Here is a 23325-nt window from a genome sequence, read left to right on the forward strand (position 1 = left end):
TGGCCTGAACGAGAGAAGGTGTGTTTATGAATCCGAAATTTGAAAAGCGGCCCAGCCCCGGCCCCACCCTGGCCCGGGTGCTGCGCTACATGATCCATTCCTACCGCTTCCAGTTCGCGGTGGTTCTCATCTGCATTCTGGGGTCTGCCCTGGCCACTTTGCGGGGCACTCTGTTTCTGCAGTCCCTGATCGACGACTACATTCTGCCCCTGGCTCAAAGCGGCGGCGGCGACTTCGGCCCCCTGGCCCGTGCGCTGGTCTCGCTGGCCTGCGTCTACGCGGTGGGCATCCTGTGTGCCTACGGCTACAACCGCATCATGGTAAACATCAGCCAGGGCACCATGCGGCGGCTGCGTGTGGAGCTGTTCACCCGCATGGAGTCCCTGCCCATCCGCTACTTTGACACCAACGCCCACGGCGACATCATGTCCGTTTACACCAACGATGTGGACACCCTGCGCCAGCTCATGAGCCAGAGCCTGCCCCAGATGATCAACTCGGGCGTAACCATCGCCGCCACCTTCATCAGCATGGTGGCGCTGAACATCCCCCTGACCCTGATCACCCTGGTGATGGTGGCGATCATGCTCATGGCCGCCTCCAAGCTGGGCGGCCGCTCTGCCGCCTACTTCGCTCACCAGCAGGCAGACCTGGGCAAGGTGAACGGCTACATTGAAGAGATGATGGACGGCCAGAAGGTGGTCAAGGTCTTCTGCCATGAGGAGAAGAGCCTGGAGGGCTTCCGCCAGCTGAACGAGCAGCTGCGCCAGAGCGCGGACAACGCCAACAAGTTCGCCAACATCCTGATGCCCGTGAACGCAAACCTGGGCAACATCAGCTATGTGCTGTGCGCGGTGGCAGGCGCGGCCCTGGCCTTGAACGGCTGGGGCGGTCTGACCCTGGGCGCACTGGTCTCCTTTTTGACCCTGAACAAGAACTTCACCCAGCCCGTGACCCAGATCAGCCAGCAGCTGAACAGCGTGGTCATGGCCATGGCGGGCGCCCAGCGTGTATTCGACCTGATGGACCAGCAGCCCGAGGAGGACAAGGGTTATGTAACCCTGGTGAATGCCAAAGAGAACGCGGACGGCACCCTCACCGAATGCGCCGAGCGCACCGGCCTGTGGGCCTGGAAGCACCCTCACCACGACGGCACCCTCACCTACACCCGGCTGCAGGGCGACGTGGTGTTCAACCATGTGGACTTCGGCTACGACGAGCGCAAGCTGGTGCTGCATGAGATCGACCTGTTCGCCACCCCGGGCCAGAAGATCGCCTTCGTGGGCTCCACCGGCGCGGGCAAGACCACCATCACCAACCTGATCAACCGCTTTTACGACATTGCCGACGGCAAGATCCGCTACGACGGCATCAACATCAACAAGATCAAAAAATCCGACCTGCGCCGCAGCCTGGGCATGGTGCTGCAGGACACCCACCTGTTCACCGGCACCGTGATGGAGAACATCCGCTACGGCCGGCTGGATGCCTCCGACGAGGAGTGCGTTGCCGCCGCCAAGCTGGCGGGTGCTGACCGGTTCATCCGTCATCTGCCCGAGGGCTACAACACCCTGCTCACCGGCGACGGCGCAAACCTTTCCCAGGGGCAGCGGCAGCTGCTGGCCATTGCCCGGGCCGCAGTGGCGGACCCGCCGGTGCTGATTCTGGACGAAGCCACCAGCAGCATCGACACCCGCACCGAGGCACTGGTGCAGCAGGGCATGGACGCCCTGATGACCGGCCGCACCACCTTCGTGATTGCTCACCGGCTCTCCACCGTAAAAAACGCCGACTGCATCATGGTACTGGAACAGGGCCGCATCATCGAGCGGGGCACCCACGACCAGCTGATTGCCCAGAAGGGCCGCTACTACCAGCTGTACACCGGCAACGCCATCGGGGCGTGACCGGCCAATTTCCAAACGAAAACGCCCGCGGGCACCGGAATTTCCGGCGCCCGCGGGCGTTTCCCGTTATGAGGGAAGGAGAGAGATGGGATGATTGGTCAGATTGGCCGGATGCGATAGCTCGCCAGCTGCCGCCCGCCCACGGTCAGCAGGGTTCGGGTGCCCTGCTGTTCCTCTCCGGCGGGGTTTGCAGCCAGATCCTCCGGGCGCACACAGGCTTCAAAGCCGGTGTGCAGCGGTACCTGCTGCGGCTGCATCAAGGGATTGTACAACCGCAGCAGATACCCTCCGTCCTCGTATTCCAGGCCGGAGAACTGCACCGGGCCCGCAAGGCTCAGCAGCAGACGGCCGGTGCTTTCCGCCGTGCTCTGGCGGGCAAACACCGGCGCGCGCAGCGCCAGCGGGTGGACCGGCGAATGGTTGGAACGGCCGTAGATCAGGCCGTATTCAAACTGCCCCTCGCCCTGGCACTGGGCCTCCGGCGTGGGGTAGCCCGGGCCTGCGCCGCAGCCGCGCGCCGTCCAGCTTTGCCAGCGGGGTGCCGGTCTGCTTGGCCAGGGCGCAGGCCTCGCCCGCAATCTGACCCATGTCGGTGAGGGTGGGCTGGATGCGGATGCTGGCCTGCATCAAAAAGCTGGTGGAGATGCAGCGCCCCGCCACAATCAGGTTCTCGGCCTGGTTGGTGACCAGGCTGCGGTAGGGAATTTCGTAGTATTCGCCGGGGGTGTATTCCTTCCAGTCGGCGGCCTTGCCTGCGGCGGCATGTACGTCCATGTACCAGTCGCCCTTCACCACGCCGTCCGCAAAGCGGGCCCGGTTCATGTAGTCCTGCTCGTCCAGCAGGTACTTGCCCTGGATGCGGTAGGACTCCCGGATGCCCAGCATGGAGGCCTCCCGCAGCAGGAAGGCCTGCTCGAAGCCGGGCATGTACTTCTGCAAAAAGCGCACCAGCCGGCGGATCATCTGCCGCCCCTGCTGGAAGGCCTGGGAGCGGGCCCGGGCCGAGGTGTTTTTGGTCACGCCCACGATGTGGGGGCAGTTGAAGCTCATGCAGCCGGGCTTGCCGGGCACGGTGAAGCACTGGTAGTAGCGCAGGTCCATGGGCTGCAAAACGCCCTCCTCCACACCCTTCTGGAACAGAGGCTCCAGAGCAAAGCCCTTGCCGCCCACCATGGCGGATTCAAAGAACTCACCGGGCTGCATGGGGCAGAAGGTGTCGTGGATGGAGGTGCAGTAGGCGCGGTATTTCTCCACGTCGATGCCGCCCATCTCAAAGCGCATGGTCACGCACTGGTTGTTGCCCTCCTCGTCGCCGCTGGCGCAGGGCACGCCGCTCAGCCGGGCCAGCACCGCGTCGCCGCTGGCATCCACAAAATGGTCGGCCACAATGGCCATGGCCCGCCCCTCGGCGAACACCACCGCGTAGCGGATGCGCCCATCCTCCAGGCACACGTCGGTGAGGCAGGCGTCATACAGAATCTCGCCGCCGTTTTCCAGCAGCATCTGCTCCAGGCAGTAGCTCATATCCTCGCCGCCGAACCAGATGCCCTTGTTGTAGCGGTGATGGGTCTGCACGCCCATGGCCTGCAGCCGCTCGTCGATCTGGGCCAGAAGCTCCATGTGCTCCACGTTGGAGTTCATCATGGGCATAACCAGCGCGTTCACTGCCGTGCCGCCCAGAGCGGTGGCCTTTTCCACCACCAGGGTGGAGCAGCCCAGCTGGGCCGCCCGGATGGCCGCCGCAGCACCCGCGGTACCGCCGCCGATCACGGCCACGTCATACCGGCCATAGACCTCCAGCGGGATGCCCCGGTGTAAAATGCTATCCATCGTTCATGCTCCTTTCACGCTTTGCTCGGCCTGCTGGCAGAGCCTCAAAAAAGCCTTGGCCCGATTCTCGTCTTCCTCGTTCAGCAAAAGCCAGTCCCACGCGAGGGGATGGCAGGGGCTGGCACACACCGCCCGGGCAAAGGTGTGGGCCGCAATCTCCCGCAGGCTGCGCACCGCCCGGGGCCGGCGGATCACCCCCAGCAGCCGCACTTCCACCGGCTTGCTGGTCAGGCTCACGTCGCCCCCGCCGCAATGTTCCAGATGATGATAAAACTCATGGGCCAGATGCAGCTGCTCCAGCTGTTCCATGGTCACCGGAATGCCCCGCCTTTGGGCCGCCGCCCGGATCTTTTCCAGCGTGGGGCGGTACAGGCGGACCACCGGTCCCCGGCCGTTTTCCGCCGGGCAGTATTCCGAGTGGATGTCCATGGGCGGAGTCTCTTCGCTCCGGCACACCTCCACCCTGTCTTTCTCCAGCCGCCGGGTGAGTTCAGGCAGAGTCCATTGCTCCGCCGCCTGCTGCCCGGCCCGGATGCCCTGCCGGATGTAATAGCCGTATTGTTCCGGCAGGATGCGGCCGAACACCGGGTCCTGCCGCAGCAGCACCAGGGCAAAGGCCTCGCCGGAAAGGCATTGCAGCTGCTCCCAATCACTCATGCGCGGCCACCGCGATGATGCGGGCGTCCTCGGGCAGAGTCTCGCATTCCATCTTCGCCAGCGACAGCAGCTGCTCCTTGTTGGTCACGCCGCTCAGGTCGGCGGATTTCTGCCCGAAATACAGGTAGGTTTTGGGCAGGGTCGCACCCGCGTCCGAGAAGCGGGTGTTGGCCTCGATGAAGCGCACAAAGCGGCCGTCCATCTCGCTTTTTTCAAACTCCAGAATCTCGCCCGCGCCCTTCTGCAGGCGTACCACGCCCTCGTCGTCCGCCACGCGCAGCGAGGGCTTGCGCATCTTCAGAAGGCCCCACAGCTTTGCGCTCATGGTCTCCAGCCGGTAGGCGTGCCAGCGGCCGGTGTGAGCCTCGCTGGCGATCTCGGCCCCGCCAGTCACCGATTCCCGCACGATCTGGGCCAGCTCCTCCCGGGTCTTGGCCTTTTCGCTCAGGTCCTTGGTGCGCAGCTCGGTGGCGCCGGTGGCGATGGCCCGCAGAATGTTCTTCTGGGCGTCGATCTCAATGGTGATCTCCACAGTCTCGGGGTTTGCGCCGGCCTTGACCACCTCGTCCATAATGTCGGCGCGGATCTTCTTGATGTCCTCCTGGGTGGGGTTGCTCACGTTGCGCTCCAGCTGCTCGCGCACCAGCGCCAGGGCTACGCCGATGGTGGAGATGTAGGGCGCATTCTTGGCCACCTGCCAGCGCACACCCATCTTCTCGCCCAGGTAGGGGGGCACCACGCAGGCGGAACCGCCGCCGCCCACAAAGCGGATCAGCTGCTTGTTCAGCTGGTAGTCTTCGATCAGGCCGTCCACAATGACCTTCACCTTCTCGGAGGCGATGTCCATGGCGCGGCGGCAGGCCTCCTCGGCGGTCATGCCCACCTCACGGCCCAGCGCCTCCCAGGCCAGGCGGGCGGATTCCAGGTTGCCCCGGGCGTAGTCGCCCTCGGGCACATAGCCCAGCAGGTTGGCCGCACCCGCCAGAGTCAGCGCGTACTCCTTGCCCCCGGCGCAGCTTACCACCGCGTAGTGGGGCAGGTCCTCCGGGCGGGGAGCCACCAGCTTGACCTGGGCGTCCTTCAGGTTTTCCGGCGCGGTGAACACCTCGTATTCCTTTTCGGCGATGTGGGCCGAGCGGGGACCAACGTCGGTGATCTTGCCGTTCTCCACCACGATCATGGAGCCGCCCGCAACGCCCAGGGTGCGCACGTCCAGCGAATTCAGATACAGCTTGCGGCCGCCCACCTGGGCGTTCTGGATCATTACCTTGCCGTCCTTGATGACCGAGATGTCGGTGGAGGTGCCGCCCACCTCGAAGAAGATGCCGTCGGTGATCTTTTCATACATCAGCGCACCGGCGACGCCCGCGGCCAGGCCGGACAGCATGGTCAGGATGGGGCGCTTGCGCACCTCGTCCACGCTCATCACGCCGCCGTCGCAGCGCATGATCATCAGGGGCTTCTTGATGCCGGTCTGCTTCACCGAGGCCTCGGTCATGTTGGCCGCTTCCATCATCTTGGGGATCAGCGCCGCGTTCACCACAGCGGTGCGGGTGCGGGCCTGCAGGCCGTACAGCTGGGAAATCTCATAGCCGCCGGTGGCCATCAGCTCCTTTTCCTGGGCGCGGCGGATCACCCGGATTTCGTCTTCCGGGTTGTCCACCGAGTAGGACTTGGAGGCCACGATCACCTGGGCCTGGCCGTCCAGCAGCGTCTGGATGGCGGCGTCGATGGATTCGTCGGTGAGCTTGGCGGTGTCCAGATAGGTGTGTACGGTGTTCAAAAACTTGCCGGGGGCCAGCTCGATGCGGCCCACCTTGGTCTCACCCTTGGCCCGCTCACCCTCCAGGCCGGTGCCCATGCCCACAATGCCCACCTGGGCCACGTCGCCCTCCAGCAGGGCGTTGGTGGCCTGGGTTGTGCCGTGGGCGATGAACACCACATCGTCCGGATCGATGTGATTCTCCGCCAGCACCTTGCGGATGACCTGGACGATGCCTTCCGCCACGCCCTTTTCCGCGTGGTGGGTGGTGGGGATCTTTGCCTTGGCGATCACCTCATAGCTGCTGTTGTCGATCACGACGGCGTCGGTGAAGGTGCCGCCCACGTCGATGCCGATCCGAACTTTATTGCCCATGATAGTTTTCCTTTCTGTATCTGTAAAATGGTTTCTGATATGCGTTTGGGAGAAACCGGCGCCCCGATTTCTCCCAAACAACTGGTCGGTCTGATAACCTGATTAGAAGTAAAACACTGCGGTGTACACCAGAGCCACAAAGGTCGCGAAGATGGTGTAGGGCAGGGTGGACTTCAGGATCGCGTTCACGTCCACCTTGGCGTAATCGGCCACGATCACGTTCTGGGTGTTGGTGGGGTCGGAAACGCCCTGCACCACGCCGGTGGCGCGCAGCGCGTTACCCACGGCAGCGGGGCTCATGGTACCGGCAGCCAGCATGATGTTGGCCAGGCCAGAGCCCAGGCCGTAGGAGTTCAGAGGTCCGCGGTACAGCGCCAGGGGCGACAGGATGGTGAAGGCGATCACGTAAACCACGGCGGAACGGGGCATGATGGCGCCGATCAGGGGCTGCATCAGGGCCACGGTAGCCTCGGCGGACACGCCGTTCAGCAGGATGCCGATGCCGATCATCAGAGCGGTTACGCCGGCCACGTCCTGGATGCCCTCCACCAGAGAGGAGGAAGCAACCTGGATGATCTGGCGGGGATTGGTTACCAGGATGGTGTAGATCACAGCGATGATCAGGCTCAGCTCAGCGGTGAACTGGAACACGAATACCAGCAGAATGGGCACCAGAGGAGCCAGCAGAGCAAAGACGTTTACTTCCTTGGTTTCGCCTGCGGCGGGCTTGGCCCAGTAGCTCTTGCCGCCGGTGCGCTTTACGTTCAGCAGCACATAGGCCACGATGGCAACCACACTGGCAATGCCCATTACGATGGAAGCGCTCTTGATCATATCCATGTCCATGCCGATGGTATCCACATAGAACTGGTAGTTGGCCACGTTGAACAGGCCGCCGGTGCTGATGCCGAACAGCACCAGGCCGGCTGCGACCACAGGCTGAATGCCCGCGGAGAGCATGAGGGGAATCACGATGGTGGACACCATGATAACGGGGCCCGCGCCGCCGATGGCAGAGAAGATCAGTGCGGTGGCAGCGGTGAGCACGAAGGCGATGGCGTAGGGCTTATCACCGGCCAGCTCCGCAGCCTTGCGGATGATGGCATCGGAAATGCCCTGCTTCTGAATCACTTTTGCGAACATGCCGCCGAAGATGGTGGCAATGATGGTGCCTGCCAGACGGGAAGCGCCCGAGCCGATCACGTAGCTCATGATGGTCTGGCCGCCCTCCTCGGCGGGAGTCATGAAGGGAACACCCGCGATGACCGCGGTCAGAACGCCCAGCAGAGGCAGCGCCAGGATGGTGGGCAGCTTTTTGGCCACCATCAGGCCTACGAATACCGCAAAGGCTACCAGGATCAAAATGACCCGAATACTTAAAATTTCACCCATTTTAATGTTTCTCCTTTCAATATGAATCCATACCAAAGGCTCCCGCTTTTGCGGTCACCTTTCCCCCTGTGTGCCTGCCGCATCCCTCCTTTGTGGACGTTTCTCCTCACACGGCGTTATGTACGCCAAGTTATCCCGATCTCGAACAATCGATTCCAGGGGAACCATATCTCAAACCTCGCCGAAGCAAGGTCCGAAAAACTCGACGGAAGCCGCTCACGCCAGTGCTCCAGCAGCCGCTGCCGGGCGAATTCGCCATACTTCCGGGCGCCTGTGCCCAAATCAAAATAGCTCAGGCCGTCCTGCTGCACCCGGCACAGCACCTCGGCGCGAACCAGCGCCTGGTAGAGTCCGTCATCCAGCAGATGGTACAGCAGGTTGCGCCGCAGCTGGGCCCGGTCCTGCCCGGCCAGTGCGAACACGCCCTGCGCCAGAGTGGTGCCCAGCGTGTTGCAGGCGGTGTTCCAGCCCTTGTAGGAAACCAGCCTTTCCAGCAGGCCCGCCTTATCCAGCAGGCGCAGAAACTCCAGATCGCCGCCGTTGGCATAGGCGCAGTCCGCCACCGCCACCGGCTTGCCCGCCTCCACGAAGCGGCCGATCCGCTTTACGAAGGCCCGCAGGCAGCGGAAGGACTGGTAGGTCACATCCCCCTCCTGCTGGTCCGCACTCTCCTGCATCACCCGCCCCGGGGCGTTCACCGCCAGAATCAGGTCCGCCGTCCAGGGGTCGTCCCACCGCTCGCAGCCGCAGGCCAGCAGGTGCTGCTCCACGCTCGCACCCAGGATGCGGTCCTCATACAGCGGAATGATCTGAGCCGCCAGCAGGCTGCCGTACTCCACATATACCCGGGGGCTGCGGCCGGTCAGTTCCAGCCAGGCCCGGGCAACCAGCTCCGCGCCCGCCTCGTCCGCGCCGGGATGCATGTAGACCTTGTCCTCCACGCCCAGTCGGCGGATGGCCTGGTGAATACGCTTCTGGTCAATGGCGGTGTAGCCGAACTCACAGGAATCGTCCTGCGGGATGTACAGCAGCTCCACCACACCGTCCCGCACCAGCTCCAGCACGTTTTCCAGCAGGGCTGCGTTGAAGTTCCGGCGGGCCTCATAGTCCGCCCGGTGCTCGGGGTGGATCTGGTTGGCCAGGCTGTGCAGGTCCTCCTGCTCCCGGGCATCCAGCCCCTGGCGGGCCTGCTTGTCCTTCAGGTAGCCGTAGCGGAAAATCCGCTCGCCGTACTCCTGGTAGTAATCCGGCTCCTCGTCGCTGCTGCTGTAGCGCGGGGTGCGCATGATCAGCTCGAACAGATACAGCCGGGTTTCGGGGCTGCTTTTTTTCAGCGCCCGCAGCCGCTCCATGCAGCGGGTGATCCAGGCTGTGCTCATATGGTGCAGCCGGGAGGGCAGCAGCCCGCCCAGAAACAGCATCTCCGCCGAGAGGACCGCGCAGCTGCTGCGGGAAAAGTTCTCCTCCACGAAGGCCCACAGTCCTTCCAGATCCGCCGGGGTCTTCTTGCGGCCCAGCATCTCCTGCGGCGGCGTGAGCAGCTCCAGCTGTGCCTCCCCGCGGGTCATCATCTGGGGAAACAGCCAGTTGCAGGGGCGTTCGTCCAGCGGCAGATACAGCATCGTTTTCAACGGCATCAGTCCTCTCCATAGGCATACCGGTCCCCGGGGCATCCCCCCGACCGGTCTCTCGTTTCGTCACCCACATCATAGCAAAAGTTTGCGGTGTCCGCTTGTCCTAATCTGCGGTCCCTGTGGCCCCTATTTTCCACTTTTCCGTCATTGTTATCATTATGTACGAACTTCTTCTCGCGCTTTTGTGCACGGTGCTATTTTTATGAATCTTGCGCTCATTTGCAGCAAAAGCCGCCATTTCCACCAAAAATTCGATATAATAAGCGGTAGAAGCGGGGCTTTCCCCGGCCAAAGGAGGCGCCAACCATGCTGAACAAAACCACCGCCGGGCGGATCTTCCAGTTCAATATGGAATCCGACCACGACGCGCCCATGCGATACAAAAATATTCTTTTGTATCAGATCGGTGAGCTGCGCTATGAACAGGGCGTGGACGATGTGCACCAGCAGTGGTGCTACGAGCTCAGCGTGATCCTGGCCGGATGCGGGGAGTTTTCGCTGAACGGCAAGACCATTCCGGTGAAGAAGAACGACATCATCCTTACCCCCAAGCAGGGCACGCACACGGTGACCTCCTCGGACAACAAGTTCCGCTTTTTGTACCTGGGCTTCGACTTCGCGCCGGACTGCGAGTTCGAATACCTGAGCGTTCTGCAGATGTATCTGCAGTCACTGCGCACCAACCAGTGCTCCAGCGACCATTACGGGGTGGGCGGGGTGCTGAAAAACATGCTGGCGGAGTTCAACCAGCAGCCGCCCTACTCCTTTGAATATCTGAGCAACTGCCTGGAAAACATCATGATCCTCACCTGGCGCACCTTTTCCCAGCACAACCTGCGCACCGAGCCGGGAGCGGACGCACCCAACCCCCGGGTGGTGGGCACCACGGTGTACACTCTCATCAAATACATCGAGGACCACATCTTCTCCATTCCGGACATCCGCACCCTGGCCCAGGAGATGCACTTCAGCTACACCTACATCTCCCATGTGTTCAAGCAGAAGACCGGCATGACGCTGCAGCGGTACATTCTGCAGGTGAAGATCGACAAGCGCAAGGAGCTGATTCTGGACGACCGCTGGACCCTCTCTGAAATCGCCAACATGCTGAACTACGAATCCCTGCAGTCCTTCAGCAAGGCCTTCAAAAAGGAGGTGGGCATGTCGCCCAGCGAATTCAAGCGGCGCAGCCTGGCCGCCGGAGATCCCCCTCCCCCGGTCCCGGAAGCGAAATAAAAAAGCGCCTCGGCCCCGTGCAAAACGGCACGGGCCGGGGCGCTGAAAACAAAAAAGAAAGCTCACAGGCAAACCTGTGAGCTTTTGGTGGAGAATTAGGGACTCGAACCCCAGACTTCCTGCGTGTGATGCAGGCACTCTAACCAGCTGAGCTAATCCTCCGCGACGAAAGTTATTATATCACCCCACCGGGGTAAAGTCAACGGTTTTTCAAAAATTTTTCCGTTATTTTTTTGCCCTTCTCCCCCGGCTTTTTGTTGCATTCAGCGCGGGTGCATGGTATCATTTTTTAGTTGAGGACATCCTAAAAACAAGGACTGGTCCGCCGGTTTTTCCGGCGGACGCATCAGGCGTTCATGCGCTGAGAAGGAGGCTATTTATGCAGATCGGATTCGATAACAACCTTTATATTCAAAAGCAGACCGAGAACATTCTCTCCCGGATCGAAAAGTTCCAGGGCAAGCTGTATCTGGAGTTCGGCGGCAAGCTGTTCGACGACTACCATGCCGCCCGGGTGCTGCCCGGCTTTGATGTGAACGGCAAGATCCGGCTGCTGCACGAGCTGCGCGACAAGGCCGAGATTATCTTCTGCATCAGCGCAGGCGACATTGAAAAGACCAAGATGCGCGCCGACCTGGGCATCAGCTACGACATGGAGGTGCTGCGCCTGATCGACGACATCACCGCTATGGACATCGCGGTGAACAGCGTGGTCATCACCCAGTACACCGGCCAGCGCGCTGCCGACGCCTTTGCCAAAAAGCTCACCAGCCGCGGCGTGAAGAACTACATCCACCGCCCCATCGAGGGCTATCCTCTGGCTGTGGACTACATCTGCAGCGACGAGGGCTACGGCTCCAACCCCTATGTGGAAACCACCAAGCCCCTGGTGGTGGTCACCGCTCCCGGCCCCGGCAGCGGCAAGCTGGCCACCTGCCTGAGCCAGGTCTACCACGAGTACAAGCGGGGTGTGATGGCCGGCTACGCCAAGTTCGAGACCTTCCCCATCTGGAACATTCCCCTGAAGCACCCGGTCAACCTGGCCTATGAGGCCGCCACCGCCGACCTGGACGATGTGAACATGATCGACCCCTTCCACCTGGAGGCCTACGGCAAGACCACCGTCAACTACAACCGCGACGTGGAAGCCTTCCCCATCGTGCAGAACATTCTGGGCCGCATCACCGGCGACAAGGAGTTCTACCGCAGCCCCACCGATATGGGCGTGAACATGGCCGGCTACGCCATCTTTGACGACGAGGTGGTACGCAAGGCCGCCACCGAGGAAATCTTCCGCCGCTACTACACCGCTGCCTGCGATGTGAAGCAGGGCAAGGCCAGCGAGGCCAGCCTGCACAAGATTGAGAACATCATGCAGCAGCTGGATGTGAACGCCGAGAGCCGTGCCGTGGTTGCCCCCGCTCTGGCCAAGATGCGCCAGACCGAGCAGCCTGCCGCCGCCATCGAGCTGCCGGACGGCCGCATTGTGACCGGCAAGGCCAGCGATCTGATGAGCGCCTGCAGCGCCACCGTGCTGAACAGCCTGAAGGCGCTGACCGGCATCCAGGATTCCGTGATGCTGATCCGTCCCGAGGTGCTGGAGCCCATCCTGCGGCTGAAGATTGACTACCTGGGCAGCCGCTCCAGCGTGCTGAAGGTGGACGACGTGCTGGCCGGTCTGGCAGTGAGCGCCGCCACCGAACCGGTGGCCGCCAAGGCCATGTCCGCCCTGCCCCTGCTGCGGGACTGCGATATGCACTCCACCCAGATGCTCCACTCCGGTGACCAGGGCACCCTGCGCAAGCTGGGCCTGCGCATCACCATGGAGCCCAAGTACCCCGGCAAGGACCTGTTCTTCTGATTTTTTATCCATAACGCACAGCGCGCCCCCGGAACCTGACGGTTTCGGGGGCGCATTTTCTTTCCGAGTTTCCCACTATTTTGCCTCTCCATGGCGGAAAACTCGGCTGCCGCCTTTTCCACTGCGCGCCCTTTTTTGCCGCAAAATGATTTACAAGCCCCGGCCCTGCCCGTATAATGGAAGAGGACTACCCGCGCGCGGGAGCGTTTTGTCCCCGTGCGCTGAGACGAAACACAGAAGGAGACAGCTTTTATGGAACGTTTGGTTGGCACTGTATCCCGGGGCATCCGCGCCCCGATCATCCGCCAGGGCGACGACCTGGCCAGCATCGTGGTGGATTCCGTTCTGTCCGCCGCAAACAGCGAGGGCTTCTGCCTGCGCGACCGTGACGTAATCGCCGTGACCGAGGCCGTGGTGGCCCGCAGCCAGGGCAACTACGCCTCGGTGGAGAACATCGCTCAGGATGTGAAGGAAAAATTCGGCGGCGGCACGCTGGGTGTGATCTTCCCCATCCTGAGCCGCAACCGCTTTGCCATCTGCTTGAAGGGCATTGCCGCAGGCTGCGAAAAGGTTGTTCTGATGCTCAGCTACCCCTCCGACGAGGTGGGCAACCATCTGATCAGCGAGGACGAGCTGGATGCCTCCGGCGTGAACCCCTGGAGCGACGTGCTCAGCGAGGAGCGCTATCGTGAGCTGTTCGGCTACAAAAAGCACACCTTCACCGGCGTGGACTACGTGGAGTATTACCGCAGCGTGATCGAGGGCGCGGGCGCAAAGGCCGAGATCATCTTCGCCAACAATCCCCGGGCCATTCTGGACTACACCAAGAACGTGCTCACCTGCGACATTCACACCCGCAAGCGCACCAAGCGGCTGCTGACCGCCGCCGGTGCCGAGAAGGTGCTGTGCCTGGATGAGCTGATGACCGCCCCCGTGAACGGCAGCGGCTACAACGACGCTTACGGCCTGCTGGGCTCCAACAAGGCCACCGAGGAGACCGTGAAGCTGTTCCCCATCCACTGCCAGGAGCTGGTGGATGACATCCAGCAGCGGATTCTGGACGCCACCAGCAAGCACGTTGAGGTAATGGTCTACGGCGACGGCGCCTTCAAGGACCCCATGGGCAAGATCTGGGAGCTGGCCGACCCCGTGGTTTCCCCCGGCTACACCGCCGGTCTGGAGGGCACTCCCAACGAGCTGAAGCTGAAGTATCTGGCCGACAACGACTTCGCCAACCTCTCCGGCAAGGAGCTGAAGGACGCCATCTCCCAGGCCATCCGGGAGAAGGACGAGAAGGCCGAGAGCCTGACCGGCAACATGGCCAGCCAGGGCACCACTCCCCGCCGCCTGACCGACCTGATCGGCAGCCTGTGCGATCTGACCAGCGGCAGCGGCGACAAGGGCACCCCCATCATTCTGGTGCAGGGCTACTTCGACAACTACACCAAATAATTTTTCCGCACACAGCAAAGCGGGCGGTTCCGAAGATTCGGAACCGCCCGCTTTTTTCATTGTTTATTCCTCGCTCTTGGCCACAGCCTTCAGCGCCAGGAACAGCATCACGATGGACACGCCCATCAGGATATGGCCGATGCCCGCAATGCCGCTGATGGCCGCGTCGGCCCCGCTGCTCAGCGGGATACCCAGCACCTGCACAACACCCCGCACCGTGAACATCACGGTCATGAAGGGCAGCGCCACGTTATAGAGGCCGTAAAAGCGGCGGAACATGGGCTGAGCGGTCAGGCTGATGGTCTTGGCGAAGAGCGCCAAGACCAAAAACAGCACCGTGCCCAGCGCGAACAGATGCAGGTGGTTCACTGCCAGAGTGGTCTTGCCGGTAAAGCCGTTCCACTTGGTAAATTCCCGGTAGAACACGCCGAAGGCCATGGAGGCGATGGCGTAGCCGAATGCGGTATTGATGAGTTTTTTCATAAGGAGTTCCCTCTTTCCGGGCCCTGGGCCCACTTTTTGAACATGGTTCATATTTTGTAAAAAAGCCGCCCCGCTCCCGCCGGGGCGGCGCAGAATTTTTCCGGAAACGCAGATTTATGCGGGGCCTTCGGTCAGTACAGCACTCGGCGGATCACCGCCAGCAGCACCGCGCAGTCGGTCTCCTCCCGGGCAAGCCCCGCCATCAGGCTGGAGAACACAAAGGCCACAAACTGCTGCCGGGTAAGGTCCTCGCCGAAGGCGTCCGGCCGCACCTTTTCGTCCCGCTCCAGCACCTGCTCCAGGCTGGCACGCATGTGGCCAAAGGCCTCTTCCATGGTCTGCCGGGCCTTTTTCCGGTCCTGGGCAGCAAAGCCGCTCATATGAGCCCGCAGAAAATCCGGATATTCCGCTGCCCCGGTACGGATGCTGTCGAACAGCCACTCCACACAGGCGCAGAAATCCCTGCTCTGGGTGCAGCTGCCCGCCGCGTGGAAGATCCCCCGCCAGATGTCCTGCACCGTGGCGGTGACCAGCTCTGCCTTGCTGGGGAAATAATTGTACACCGAGCCTACTGCCACATTGGCGGCAGCGGCCACGGCCCGCATGTTCAGCGCGGCCAGGCCCTGACTGGCGGCAATGCTCTTGCTGGCGGCCAGCAGCTCCTCGCGGGATGTGATCACTTTATTCATGGCGCTCCTGCCTTTCATCTTGAACACCGTTCATCATACAGGGTTTTCCTCATCTTGTCAAGCAAAAAGCCGGGGCGGTGTTCTGTCCGCCCCGGCTGCAAGGCTGTTTTGCCGGATTACAGCTCGATGGTCTCCAGCTTCAGGATGGCCAGGATGTAGATCTTGAGCGCCTGCATCAGCTGGGCGATGTTGGCCGCCTCGTTGGCGCCGTGCATGGGGCCGCCGAACTCGGGCAGCACGGTGTCCAGCCGCTCGGGACCGAAGCTCACTGCCTTGGGGAAGTGACGGGCGTAGGTGCCGCCGCCCATGGTGAAGGGCTTGGCGTTCTCGCCGGTGACCTCATTGTAGGTCTCGATCAGCGCCTGGATGGGTGCGGCGTCGGCGCTGATGTAGAAGGGCACCCGCCAGGTGGCCTCTTCCACGGTGGCGCAGCCCTCGGAGGCAGCCTCCAGCCGGGCCTTAATCTCCTCGCCGGTGATGCTGGTGGGGAAGCGGCTGTCCACGTCCTGCCACAGGCGGCCGTCCTTCAGCTCGATCATACCGCCGATGATGGTCAGCGGGTCGAAGGCCTCATCGCTGGCGGCGATGCCCACGCCGCTGCCGTCGGTGTTGCTGTGCAGCTTGCGCAGGTAGGTCAGGAACTGGGCCTCTTCGGCGGTGACCAGCTGATTGTCCAGCAGGTAGTTCACGATCAGGCCGATGGCGTTCACGGTGTTCTGAGGCATGGCCGCATGACCGCCCTTGCCCCAGCCGCGGATGCGCACCGCGCCGTTCTCCTCCTCCAGGGTAATGCCCTCCCGCTCGCTCAGGGCGGCGAAATCAGCCTTCACCAGGCAGGAAGCACGGTCGGGCACCACGTTGTGGGCCACGCCGCCGGTGAACTCCAGGATGTTGCCGTTCTCCAGCTTTTTGGAGACCAGGTAGCCGTTGAAGCCGCCCTTCTCGCCGTTGCACACCGGGAACTCAGCGTCCGGGGAGAAGCAGAAATCCGGAGCGGGGTAGTTCTTCAGGTAGTACTCCACGTCCTCCATGCCGGTCTCCTCGTTGGCGCCCAGCAGGGCACGCACGCCGTACTTCAGGGGCACGTTATGCTCCTTGAGGAATTTCAGGGCGTACAGACACAGCACGCTGGGACCCTTGTCGTCGGCCACGCCGCGGCCGATGATCCAGCCGTCCCGCACCTGCATGTCGAAGGGATCGGCAGTCCAGCCGTTGCCCTGGGGCACCACGTCCAGGTGAGTGATGGTGGCAATCTGCTTATCGGTCTCGCCGGGCAGCTCGGCCCAGCCCATGTAGCCCTCGCAGTTGTTGGTGGACAGACCCATCTCGGCAGCCATCTTCAGCGCCTCGTCCAGTGCGGCGGCAGGGCCTGCGCCGAAGGGCTTGCCCGGCTCCGGGGTGCCCTCCACGCTGTTGATATCCACCAGGCGCTTGATATCGCGCACAACATTTTCTTCGTTGGCGGCCACGAATGCATCCACCGCGGCCCGCAGTTCCTTTGTAATCATTGCTTTCTATCTCCTTATCTCCGCAGCGCCGCCAGCAGGGCGGCCGTGCGGTGAGTCATTTCTTACTCGCTATTATACCACGATTCTGACATTTGAAAAGCTACCAGGCAACAAAAAGGGAGCCGCCCCAAAAAATCGGGGCAGCTCCGCCAAACTGCGCACAATCCTGCAGTTATTCCAGCTCGAAGGCGCCGGTGTACAGCTGGTAGTACTTGCCCTTCTGGGCGATCAGCTGCTCGTGGTTGCCGCGCTCGATGATGCGGCCCTGCTCCAGCACCATGATCACGTCGGCGTTCTTTACGGTGGAAAGCCGGTGAGCGATCACGAACACGGTGCGGCCGGTCATCAAGGCATCCATGCCCCGCTGCACAATGGCCTCGGTGCGGGTGTCGATGCTGCTGGTGGCCTCGTCCATGATCATAACCGGGGGGTCCGCCACCGCGGCACGGGCGATGGCCAGCAGCTGCCGCTGGCCCTGGGACAGGTTCGCGCCGTTGCTGGTGAGCATGGTGTTGTAACCCTCCGGCAGGCGGGTGATGAAATCGTGCGCACCTGCCAGCAGGGCGGCGGCCTTGCACTCCTCGTCGGTGGCATCCAGGTTGCCGTAACGGATGTTGTCCATCACGGTGCCGGTGAACAGGTTGGTGTCCTGCAGCACGATGCCCATGCTGCGGCGCAGGTCCGCCTTCTTGATCTTGTTGATGTTGATGCCGTCGTAGCGGATCTTGCCGTCGGCAATGTCGTAGAAGCGGTTGATCAGGTTGGTGATGGTGGTCTTGCCCGCGCCGGTGGCGCCCACGAAGGCCACCTTCTGGCCTGCTTCCGCATACAGGGTCACGTCATGCAGCACGGTCTTGTTCGGGGTGTAGCCGAAGTCCACATCGAACAGGCGCACATCGCCCCGCAGCCGGGTGTAGGTGACGGTACCGTCGCTGTGGGGGTGTTTCCAGGCCCACACATTGGTGCGTTCAACGCACTCGGAGAGGCTGCCATCCGCGTTTTCCTTGGCGTTCACCAGGGTCACGTAGCCGTTGTCCTCCTCGGGCTTTTCATCCAGCAGAGTGAAGATACGCTGGGCGCCCGCCAGACCCATAACCACCGCGTTGATCTGCTGGGACACCTGCATGATGCTGCCCGCAAACTGCTTGGTCATGTTCAGGAACGGTACCACGATGCTGATGCTCAGCGCCAGACCGGAAATGCTCACGTTGGGCACACCTGCCATGAGCAGAAAGCCGCCGGCCACCGCCACCACCACATAGACCACGTTGCCCATGTTGTTCAGGATGGGGCCCAGAATGTTGGCGAACTTGTTGGCGCTTTCGGCAGCGCGGAACAGCTCATCGTTGCGCTTGTCGAAGTCGGCCTTGCTCTCCTCCTCGTGGCAGAAGGCCTTGACCACCTTCTGGCCGTTCATCATCTCCTCCACGTAGCCCTCCATGGCGCCGATGGCCTCCTGCTGGCGCAGGAAGAAGCGGGCGGAGTTGCCGCCCACCTTCTTGGTGAGCCAGGCCATAACCGCCACACCGGCCACCACCACAAGGGTCATCCACAGGCTGTAGTACAGCATGATGCAGGTAACGCTGGTCATGGTGACCAGGGTGATGGTGATCTGGGGGAAGCTCTGGGACACCAGCTGCCGCAGGGTATCGATATCGTTGGTGTAGTAGCTCATGATATCGCCGTGGTTGTTGGTGTCGAAGTAGCGGATGGGCAGATCCTGCATGCCGCTGAACATCTTGACACGCAGCTTTTTCAGAAAGCCCTGGGTGATGATGGCCATCATCCGGGTGTAGGTGAAGGCGGAAAGCAGTGCCAGCACATACAGCACCACCAGAACGCCCACCAGACCCATGACCTGGCCGGAGGCAGCGGCCCAGTCGCCGCTCTGCCAGTTGGCCTCGATCACGGCGATGACCTTCTGCATGAATACCGAGGGGATGGAGCTGATGATGGCGCTGAACAAAATGCAGCAGACCACCACCGGCATCATGACCGGGTAGAACGAGAACAGTGTTTTGAAGATGCGCAGCAGGGTGCCCTGCTTGGTAATGGTCGGATTGTTATGCATTCTCCTGCCCTCCTGCCTTGTTCTGCGAGGTGTAGACCTCGCGATAGATCTCGCTGGTCTCGAGCAGCTCCTCATGGGTGCCGATGGCGCTGATGGCGCCGCCGTCCAGCACCAGGATGCGGTCCGCGTCCTCCACCGAGGAGATACGCTGGGCAATGATGATCTTGGTGGTCTCGGGGATGAATTCCCGGAAGGCCTTGCGGATCAGCGCGTCGGTCTTGGTATCCACCGCGCTGGTGGAGTCGTCCAGAATCAGCACCTTGGGCTTTTTCAGCAGAGCCCGGGCAATGCACAGGCGCTGCTTCTGACCGCCGGACACGTTGGAGCCGCCCTGCTCGATGTAAGTATCGTATTTTTCCGGGAAGCGCTGGATGAACTCATCCGCCTGGGCCAGGCGGCAGGCCTCCTCCAGCTCGGCGTCGGTGGCGTTCTTGTTGCCCCAGCGCAGGTTCTCCTTGATGGTGCCGCTGAACAGCACGTTCTTCTGCAGCACCACGGCCACCTGGTTGCGCAGCGCCTCCAAGTCGTAGTCCCGCACGTCGCGGCCGCCCACCTTCACGCAGCCCTCGGTGGCGTCGTACAGACGGCTGATCAGCTGGATCAGCGAGGACTTGGAGGAACCGGTGCCGCCGATGATGCCGATGGTCTCGCCGCTCTTGATGTGCAGGTCGATGTCGGTCAGGGCCATGCGCTCGGCATGCTCGGAATACTTGAAGCTCACGTGGTCAAAATCGATGGAGCCGTCCGCCACCTCGGTGAGGCCGTTTTCGGGGCTTTTCAGGGTGCTCTCCTCCTGAATGACCTCCAGAATACGGTGGGCCGACTCGCTGGCCATGGTGATCATTACGAATACCATGGAGAACATCATCAGGCTGCTCAGAATCTGGAAGCTGTAGGTCAGCAGGGCCGAGAACTGGCCCACGTCCAGTGCCAGGCCCCGGGTGGTGATGATGGTGTAGGACCCGAAGGACAGCACGAAGATCATGACCACATACAGGCTGAACTGCATCAGGGGATTGTTGAAGGCCAGAATCTTTTCCGCCTGGGTGAAGTCGCGGCAGACGTCCTCGGCGGCGGCAGCGAACTTCTTTTTCTCGTAGTCCTCACGCACGTAGGACTTGACCACCCGCATGCCCTGCACGTTCTCCTGAATGGAGTTGTTCAGCGCGTCGTATTTTTTGAACACCCGCTTGAACAGGGGCATTACGGTACGGATGACGCAGAACAGGCCGATGCCCAGGATGGGAGCCACCAGCAAAAAGATCAGCGCCATGCGCCCGCCCATCACAAAGGCCATGGTGAACGAGAACACCAGCATCAGCGGGCAGCGGACAGCGGCGCGCACGATCATCATGTAAGCCATCTGCACGTTGGTGATATCGGTGGTCAGACGGGTGACCAGCGACGAGGTGGAAAACTTGTCGATGTTCTGGAAGGAATAGTCCTGAATCTTATAGAACATATCCTTGCGCAGGTTGCGGGCAAAGCCGCAGGATGCGGTGGCCGCATACTTGCCCGCCAGCACGCCGAAAAACAGCGACAGAGCTGCCATGGCCAGCAGCACCGCGCCGTACTGCAGAATGATGGCGAAGCCGCAGCCCGCCTTGATCTGGTTTACCAGCTGGGCGATCACAAAGGGGATGATGCATTCCATGAGCACCTCCAGCGACACAAAGATCGGCGCCTTGATGGACACGGCCTTGTACTCCCGGATGGATCGCGCGAGTTGTTTGTACATACCTTGTTTCACTCCTCCTGTTCCTTTTCCCAAAACGGCATATGCCGCCCCGCACATTGCTTGCGCGCGCAAACAGTGTGCGGGCGATAAAAAGAGCGCAAGTCCGGGCCTGCCGGGCTTACGCTTTTGGCTTACTTGCCCTTATTATACCTACTACAATAGGGGGCTGTCAACAGAAGAACGGCCTGTTTTTATGGAATTTCGCCAATTTGCACTGGATTTTTTCTCTTTTTTGCACTATTGTCCACCCGAGCTGTCTCCCACGCTCTTTACAAGCCGGGACTGTATTTTTATAATAGGATTGAATCATTTTTTGCAAAAGGAGGGGTGCCGCTTGAAGCTGCCCACATGCTGCCGGCTGGCCGCCGCGGCACTGGCGCTGGCCCTCTGCGCAGGGTGCGGCTCGCCTGAACCCTCTCAGCAGATCGAGAGTATCGTCCAGACTTCCACGCCCGGCGCATCCTCGCCCCAGACGGCCGAATCCGGGAACTTCACCCCGCCCGAGCCGCTGACCGCCGCCTTCGACGAGGCCGCCGCCCAGACCGACAACGGCGTTTTCTGGGATACCAGCCATCTTTCCCAGGGCTATGTGGCGGTGCGCACCGATCAGCCGGGCAAGATCAAGTTCCTGCTCACCTATCAGGGTGACACCGGCAGCGCACCCAGCCAGTATTCCTATCTGCTGCCCGCGGACGGCTCGTCCGCCATCATCCCGCTGCAGCTGGGCGGCGGGGACTACGAGCTGGCGGTCTGCCAGAACATCTCCGGCGACAAATATTCTTATCTGAGCCGCCAGACCGTATCGGTTGCGCTGGAGGACGAGTTCGCTCCCTTCCTGCGGCCCAGCATCTACATCCCCTATTCCCCGGATTCGGCCTGCGTGACCAAGGCCAGCGAGCTCACCGCCGGGGCGGCCGACGAGGTGGACGCGGTGGGCCGCATCTACGATTACATCGTGAAGAACATCGCCTACGACACCCCCAAGGCCGAGAGCATCGGCACTGACTACTATCCGGACCCGGACGAGACCCTGGCCACCGGCAAGGGCATCTGCGTGGACTACGCAGCGCTGGCCGCTGCCATGCTGCGCAGCCAGGGCATTCCCACCAAGCTGATCACCGGCTACGTGGCTCCGAATGACCTGTATCACGCCTGGAACATGATCTGGCTGGAGGAGACCGGCTGGATCACCGTGGAGTTCGAGGTGAAGCCCGGGGTCTGGAACCGGGTGGACACCACCTTCGCCGCCGGCGGTGCAGGCAGCAAGTACATCGGCGACGGCAGCAATTATACCGATTTCCGCACTTATTAAAGGGAGGGCAATGCAATGGCAAAGAACGAACTGAACAGCCTGGCCGTGAGCGCCTTTTGTGAATCCATGGCCATGATGCTGGAGGCCGGCATCCAGCCGGACGAGGCCGCCGCCCTTCTTGCGGAGGACAGCGGCGCGGGCCAGCTGCAGCAGGCGGCGCTTTCCATGCAGAAATCGCTGCTGCTGGGCGAAAGCCTTTCCCAGGCGGCCAAAACCTGCGGCATGTTCCCGGACTACGCGGTGCGCATGATCGCCGCAGGCGAGGTGAGCGGCCGCACCGACAGCGTGCTGCGCAGCCTGGCCCGGCATTACGCCAGCCAGGACCAGCTGCAGAAAAAGCTGAAAAGCGCAGTGTTCTACCCTGGCGTACTGCTGGGGCTTACCGCTGTGATTCTGGCGGTGCTGGTGGCCAAGGTGCTGCCGGTGTTCACCGGCGTGTACCAGAGCCTGGCGGGCAGTCTGGCCGCCTCCTCCTACGGCTACATCCGTTTTGCCTACATCGTGGGCTGGGCCGCTCTGGCCATCACCCTGCTGCTGGCGGTTATTCTGGTGGCAGGTCTTGCGCTCAGCGGCAGCAGTGCCGGTTCCCACCGGCTGGCCCGACTGTTTGAGAAGTTTCCCTTCACCGCCCCCGCCGCCCGCAAACTGGCGGTGGCCCGGCTGGCCAGCGCCCTTTCGCTGTTTCTGGCCAGCGGTGTGGACGCGGACACCGCTCTCACCGCCGCCAGCGACATGGTGGACCACCGGGGCCTGCGCGCCCAGCTGCAGGCCTGCCATGAGGACATGCTGAAGGGCAAGGGTCTTTCCACCGCGCTGTTTGAACACAAGGTCTTCGAGCCGCTGTACGGCCGCATGCTCATCAGCGGCGCCCGCAGCGGCCAGGCCGACACGGTGCTGGCCCGGCTGACCCAACTGTTCACCCAGGACGCCCAGGTTGCGCTGGACCGGCTGATCGATTCCATCGAGCCGCTGCTGGCCGCCTTCCTGACCCTGGCGGTCGGGGTGACGCTGCTGGCCGTGATGCTGCCGCTCATCGGCATTCTGGGCTCCATCGGATAAGGAGGGGTTTGGATGTATCACATCAAACGGGTGCTTTCGCTGCGCACCCGGCTGGCGATGGCCGCCGGGCTGCTGGCCGTGCTGGCCCTGCTCATCGCAGCCTTTGCGCTGGGCTCCCGGCAGGTGGGCCGCGATCTGGACAGTGCCAGCGCCCAGGCTCTGCGCCAGGCGGTGCTGCAGGCCGCGGTACAATGCTACGCGGTGGAGAGCAGCTACCCCTCCAGCCTGGATTATCTGGAAGAAAACTACGGTCTTCTGGTGAACCACGACCGTTTTATCGTAACCTATGAGGCCTTTGCCTCCAACCTGATGCCTCAGGTGAACGTGCTGGAGCGGGCCTGAACAGCCCCGCGGAAGGA

Annotated in this window: 18 protein-coding genes and 1 tRNA gene; 7 read left to right on the top strand and 12 right to left on the bottom strand. The window is 62.1% G+C overall.

The genetic code is table 11. The features are described from left to right. The first annotated feature begins 26 nt into the window (after nt 1-26). Nucleotides 27-1907: an ABC transporter ATP-binding protein gene (locus PH256_RS10655; protein WP_270914158.1), complete on the top strand. Its 1881-nt coding sequence runs from the start codon at nt 27-29 to the stop codon at nt 1905-1907. A 98-nt stretch (nt 1908-2005) separates the two neighbouring features. Here PH256_RS10655 and PH256_RS10660 read toward each other — a convergent pair whose 3' ends face one another. The 6 genes from PH256_RS10660 to PH256_RS10685 form a co-directional block, all read right to left on the bottom strand. After that, entirely contained in the window at nt 2006-2290 is a 285-nt protein-coding gene (locus tag PH256_RS10660; RefSeq protein ID WP_270914159.1) for a hypothetical protein, read from the bottom strand. A gap of 64 nt (nt 2291-2354) precedes the next feature. Then, nucleotides 2355-3737 carry an FAD-dependent oxidoreductase gene (locus PH256_RS10665; protein ID WP_270914160.1) on the bottom strand — a complete coding sequence of 461 codons (1383 nt, stop codon included), beginning with the start codon at nt 3735-3737 and terminating at the stop codon, nt 2355-2357. Between the two features lie 3 nt (nt 3738-3740). Beyond that, a complete protein-coding gene (locus PH256_RS10670; protein WP_270914161.1) occupies nt 3741-4394 on the bottom strand; it encodes a hypothetical protein in 654 nt (217 codons plus the stop codon). Next, nucleotides 4387-6531, bottom strand: a complete 2145-nt coding sequence (locus PH256_RS10675; protein WP_270914162.1) for a hydantoinase/oxoprolinase family protein — start codon at nt 6529-6531, stop codon at nt 4387-4389. Before PH256_RS10675 ends, PH256_RS10670 begins: the two co-directional genes overlap by 8 nt. 102 nt (nt 6532-6633) lie before the next feature. Further along, nucleotides 6634-7923 (bottom strand): transporter, encoded by a 1290-nt coding sequence (locus tag PH256_RS10680; RefSeq protein WP_270914163.1) that lies wholly within the window; start codon nt 7921-7923, stop codon nt 6634-6636. A 116-nt stretch (nt 7924-8039) separates the two neighbouring features. Further along, complete coding sequence (locus PH256_RS10685) at nt 8040-9560, bottom strand: DUF4127 family protein (protein ID WP_270914164.1); 1521 nt, start codon at nt 9558-9560, stop codon at nt 8040-8042. Nucleotides 9561-9863: 303 nt separating this feature from the next. Between PH256_RS10685 and PH256_RS10690 the strand changes: the two genes are divergently transcribed. After that, complete coding sequence (locus PH256_RS10690; protein WP_270914165.1) at nt 9864-10793, top strand: AraC family transcriptional regulator; 930 nt, start codon at nt 9864-9866, stop codon at nt 10791-10793. A gap of 85 nt (nt 10794-10878) precedes the next feature. On the opposite strand, the gene PH256_RS10695 is transcribed toward PH256_RS10690, so the two are convergent. After that, nucleotides 10879-10955: transfer RNA gene (locus PH256_RS10695), tRNA-Val, on the bottom strand. Between the two features lie 217 nt (nt 10956-11172). On the opposite strand from PH256_RS10695, the gene PH256_RS10700 reads away from it, so the two are divergent. Further along, a complete protein-coding gene (locus PH256_RS10700) occupies nt 11173-12654 on the top strand; it encodes a DUF1846 domain-containing protein (protein WP_270914166.1) in 1482 nt (493 codons plus the stop codon). A 252-nt stretch (nt 12655-12906) separates the two neighbouring features. After that, complete coding sequence (locus tag PH256_RS10705; protein ID WP_270914167.1) at nt 12907-14106, top strand: coenzyme F420-0:L-glutamate ligase; 1200 nt, start codon at nt 12907-12909, stop codon at nt 14104-14106. A gap of 63 nt (nt 14107-14169) precedes the next feature. On the opposite strand, the gene PH256_RS10710 is transcribed toward PH256_RS10705, so the two are convergent. The 5 genes from PH256_RS10710 to PH256_RS10730 form a co-directional block, all read right to left on the bottom strand. Next, the gene (locus tag PH256_RS10710) at nt 14170-14589 is read right to left on the bottom strand and encodes a DUF2871 domain-containing protein (RefSeq protein ID WP_270914168.1); all 420 of its coding nucleotides are present in this window, start codon (nt 14587-14589) and stop codon (nt 14170-14172) included. A 131-nt stretch (nt 14590-14720) separates the two neighbouring features. Further along, nucleotides 14721-15278, bottom strand: coding sequence for a TetR/AcrR family transcriptional regulator (locus PH256_RS10715; protein WP_270914169.1), 558 nt, complete (start codon nt 15276-15278; stop codon nt 14721-14723). A 116-nt stretch (nt 15279-15394) separates the two neighbouring features. Next, complete coding sequence (locus tag PH256_RS10720; protein WP_087183099.1) at nt 15395-16786, bottom strand: Sapep family Mn(2+)-dependent dipeptidase; 1392 nt, start codon at nt 16784-16786, stop codon at nt 15395-15397. A gap of 172 nt (nt 16787-16958) precedes the next feature. Continuing rightward, nucleotides 16959-18857, bottom strand: coding sequence for an ABC transporter ATP-binding protein (locus PH256_RS10725; RefSeq protein WP_270914170.1), 1899 nt, complete (start codon nt 18855-18857; stop codon nt 16959-16961). Then, nucleotides 18850-20595, bottom strand: coding sequence for an ABC transporter ATP-binding protein (locus PH256_RS10730; protein ID WP_270914172.1), 1746 nt, complete (start codon nt 20593-20595; stop codon nt 18850-18852). Before PH256_RS10730 ends, PH256_RS10725 begins: the two co-directional genes overlap by 8 nt. Before the next feature lie 334 nt (nt 20596-20929). Between PH256_RS10730 and PH256_RS10735 the strand changes: the two genes are divergently transcribed. Genes PH256_RS10735 through PH256_RS10745 form a run of 3 tightly spaced genes read left to right on the top strand, consistent with a single transcriptional unit; the run spans nt 20930 to nt 23308 of the window. Beyond that, nucleotides 20930-21907 (top strand): transglutaminase-like domain-containing protein, encoded by a 978-nt coding sequence (locus PH256_RS10735; protein WP_270914173.1) that lies wholly within the window; start codon nt 20930-20932, stop codon nt 21905-21907. A 15-nt stretch (nt 21908-21922) separates the two neighbouring features. After that, entirely contained in the window at nt 21923-22966 is a 1044-nt protein-coding gene (locus tag PH256_RS10740) for a type II secretion system F family protein (RefSeq protein WP_270914174.1), read from the top strand. 12 nt (nt 22967-22978) lie between these two features. Then, nucleotides 22979-23308, top strand: coding sequence for a hypothetical protein (locus PH256_RS10745; protein ID WP_270914176.1), 330 nt, complete (start codon nt 22979-22981; stop codon nt 23306-23308). Nucleotides 23309-23325 lie beyond the last annotated feature (17 nt).

Origin of the sequence: Allofournierella sp. CML151 (genome assembly GCF_027853465.1) — a bacterium.
Lineage (GTDB): Bacteria > Bacillota > Clostridia > Oscillospirales > Ruminococcaceae > Allofournierella.

Coding starts and splice junctions, on each gene's coding strand:
- PH256_RS10685 (WP_270914164.1), bottom strand. CDS start 9,560: ATGCCGTTGAAAACGATGCTGTATCTGCCGCTGGACGAACGCCCCTGC.
- PH256_RS10670 (WP_270914161.1), bottom strand. CDS start 4,394: ATGAGTGATTGGGAGCAGCTGCAATGCCTTTCCGGCGAGGCCTTTGCC.
- PH256_RS10690 (WP_270914165.1), top strand. CDS start 9,864: ATGCTGAACAAAACCACCGCCGGGCGGATCTTCCAGTTCAATATGGAA.
- PH256_RS10745 (WP_270914176.1), top strand. CDS start 22,979: ATGTATCACATCAAACGGGTGCTTTCGCTGCGCACCCGGCTGGCGATG.
- PH256_RS10705 (WP_270914167.1), top strand. CDS start 12,907: ATGGAACGTTTGGTTGGCACTGTATCCCGGGGCATCCGCGCCCCGATC.
- PH256_RS10725 (WP_270914170.1), bottom strand. CDS start 18,857: ATGCATAACAATCCGACCATTACCAAGCAGGGCACCCTGCTGCGCATC.
- PH256_RS10680 (WP_270914163.1), bottom strand. CDS start 7,923: ATGGGTGAAATTTTAAGTATTCGGGTCATTTTGATCCTGGTAGCCTTT.
- PH256_RS10665 (WP_270914160.1), bottom strand. CDS start 3,737: ATGGATAGCATTTTACACCGGGGCATCCCGCTGGAGGTCTATGGCCGG.
- PH256_RS10655 (WP_270914158.1), top strand. CDS start 27: ATGAATCCGAAATTTGAAAAGCGGCCCAGCCCCGGCCCCACCCTGGCC.
- PH256_RS10740 (WP_270914174.1), top strand. CDS start 21,923: ATGGCAAAGAACGAACTGAACAGCCTGGCCGTGAGCGCCTTTTGTGAA.
- PH256_RS10700 (WP_270914166.1), top strand. CDS start 11,173: ATGCAGATCGGATTCGATAACAACCTTTATATTCAAAAGCAGACCGAG.
- PH256_RS10715 (WP_270914169.1), bottom strand. CDS start 15,278: ATGAATAAAGTGATCACATCCCGCGAGGAGCTGCTGGCCGCCAGCAAG.
- PH256_RS10710 (WP_270914168.1), bottom strand. CDS start 14,589: ATGAAAAAACTCATCAATACCGCATTCGGCTACGCCATCGCCTCCATG.
- PH256_RS10720 (WP_087183099.1), bottom strand. CDS start 16,786: ATGATTACAAAGGAACTGCGGGCCGCGGTGGATGCATTCGTGGCCGCC.
- PH256_RS10675 (WP_270914162.1), bottom strand. CDS start 6,531: ATGGGCAATAAAGTTCGGATCGGCATCGACGTGGGCGGCACCTTCACC.
- PH256_RS10730 (WP_270914172.1), bottom strand. CDS start 20,595: ATGTACAAACAACTCGCGCGATCCATCCGGGAGTACAAGGCCGTGTCC.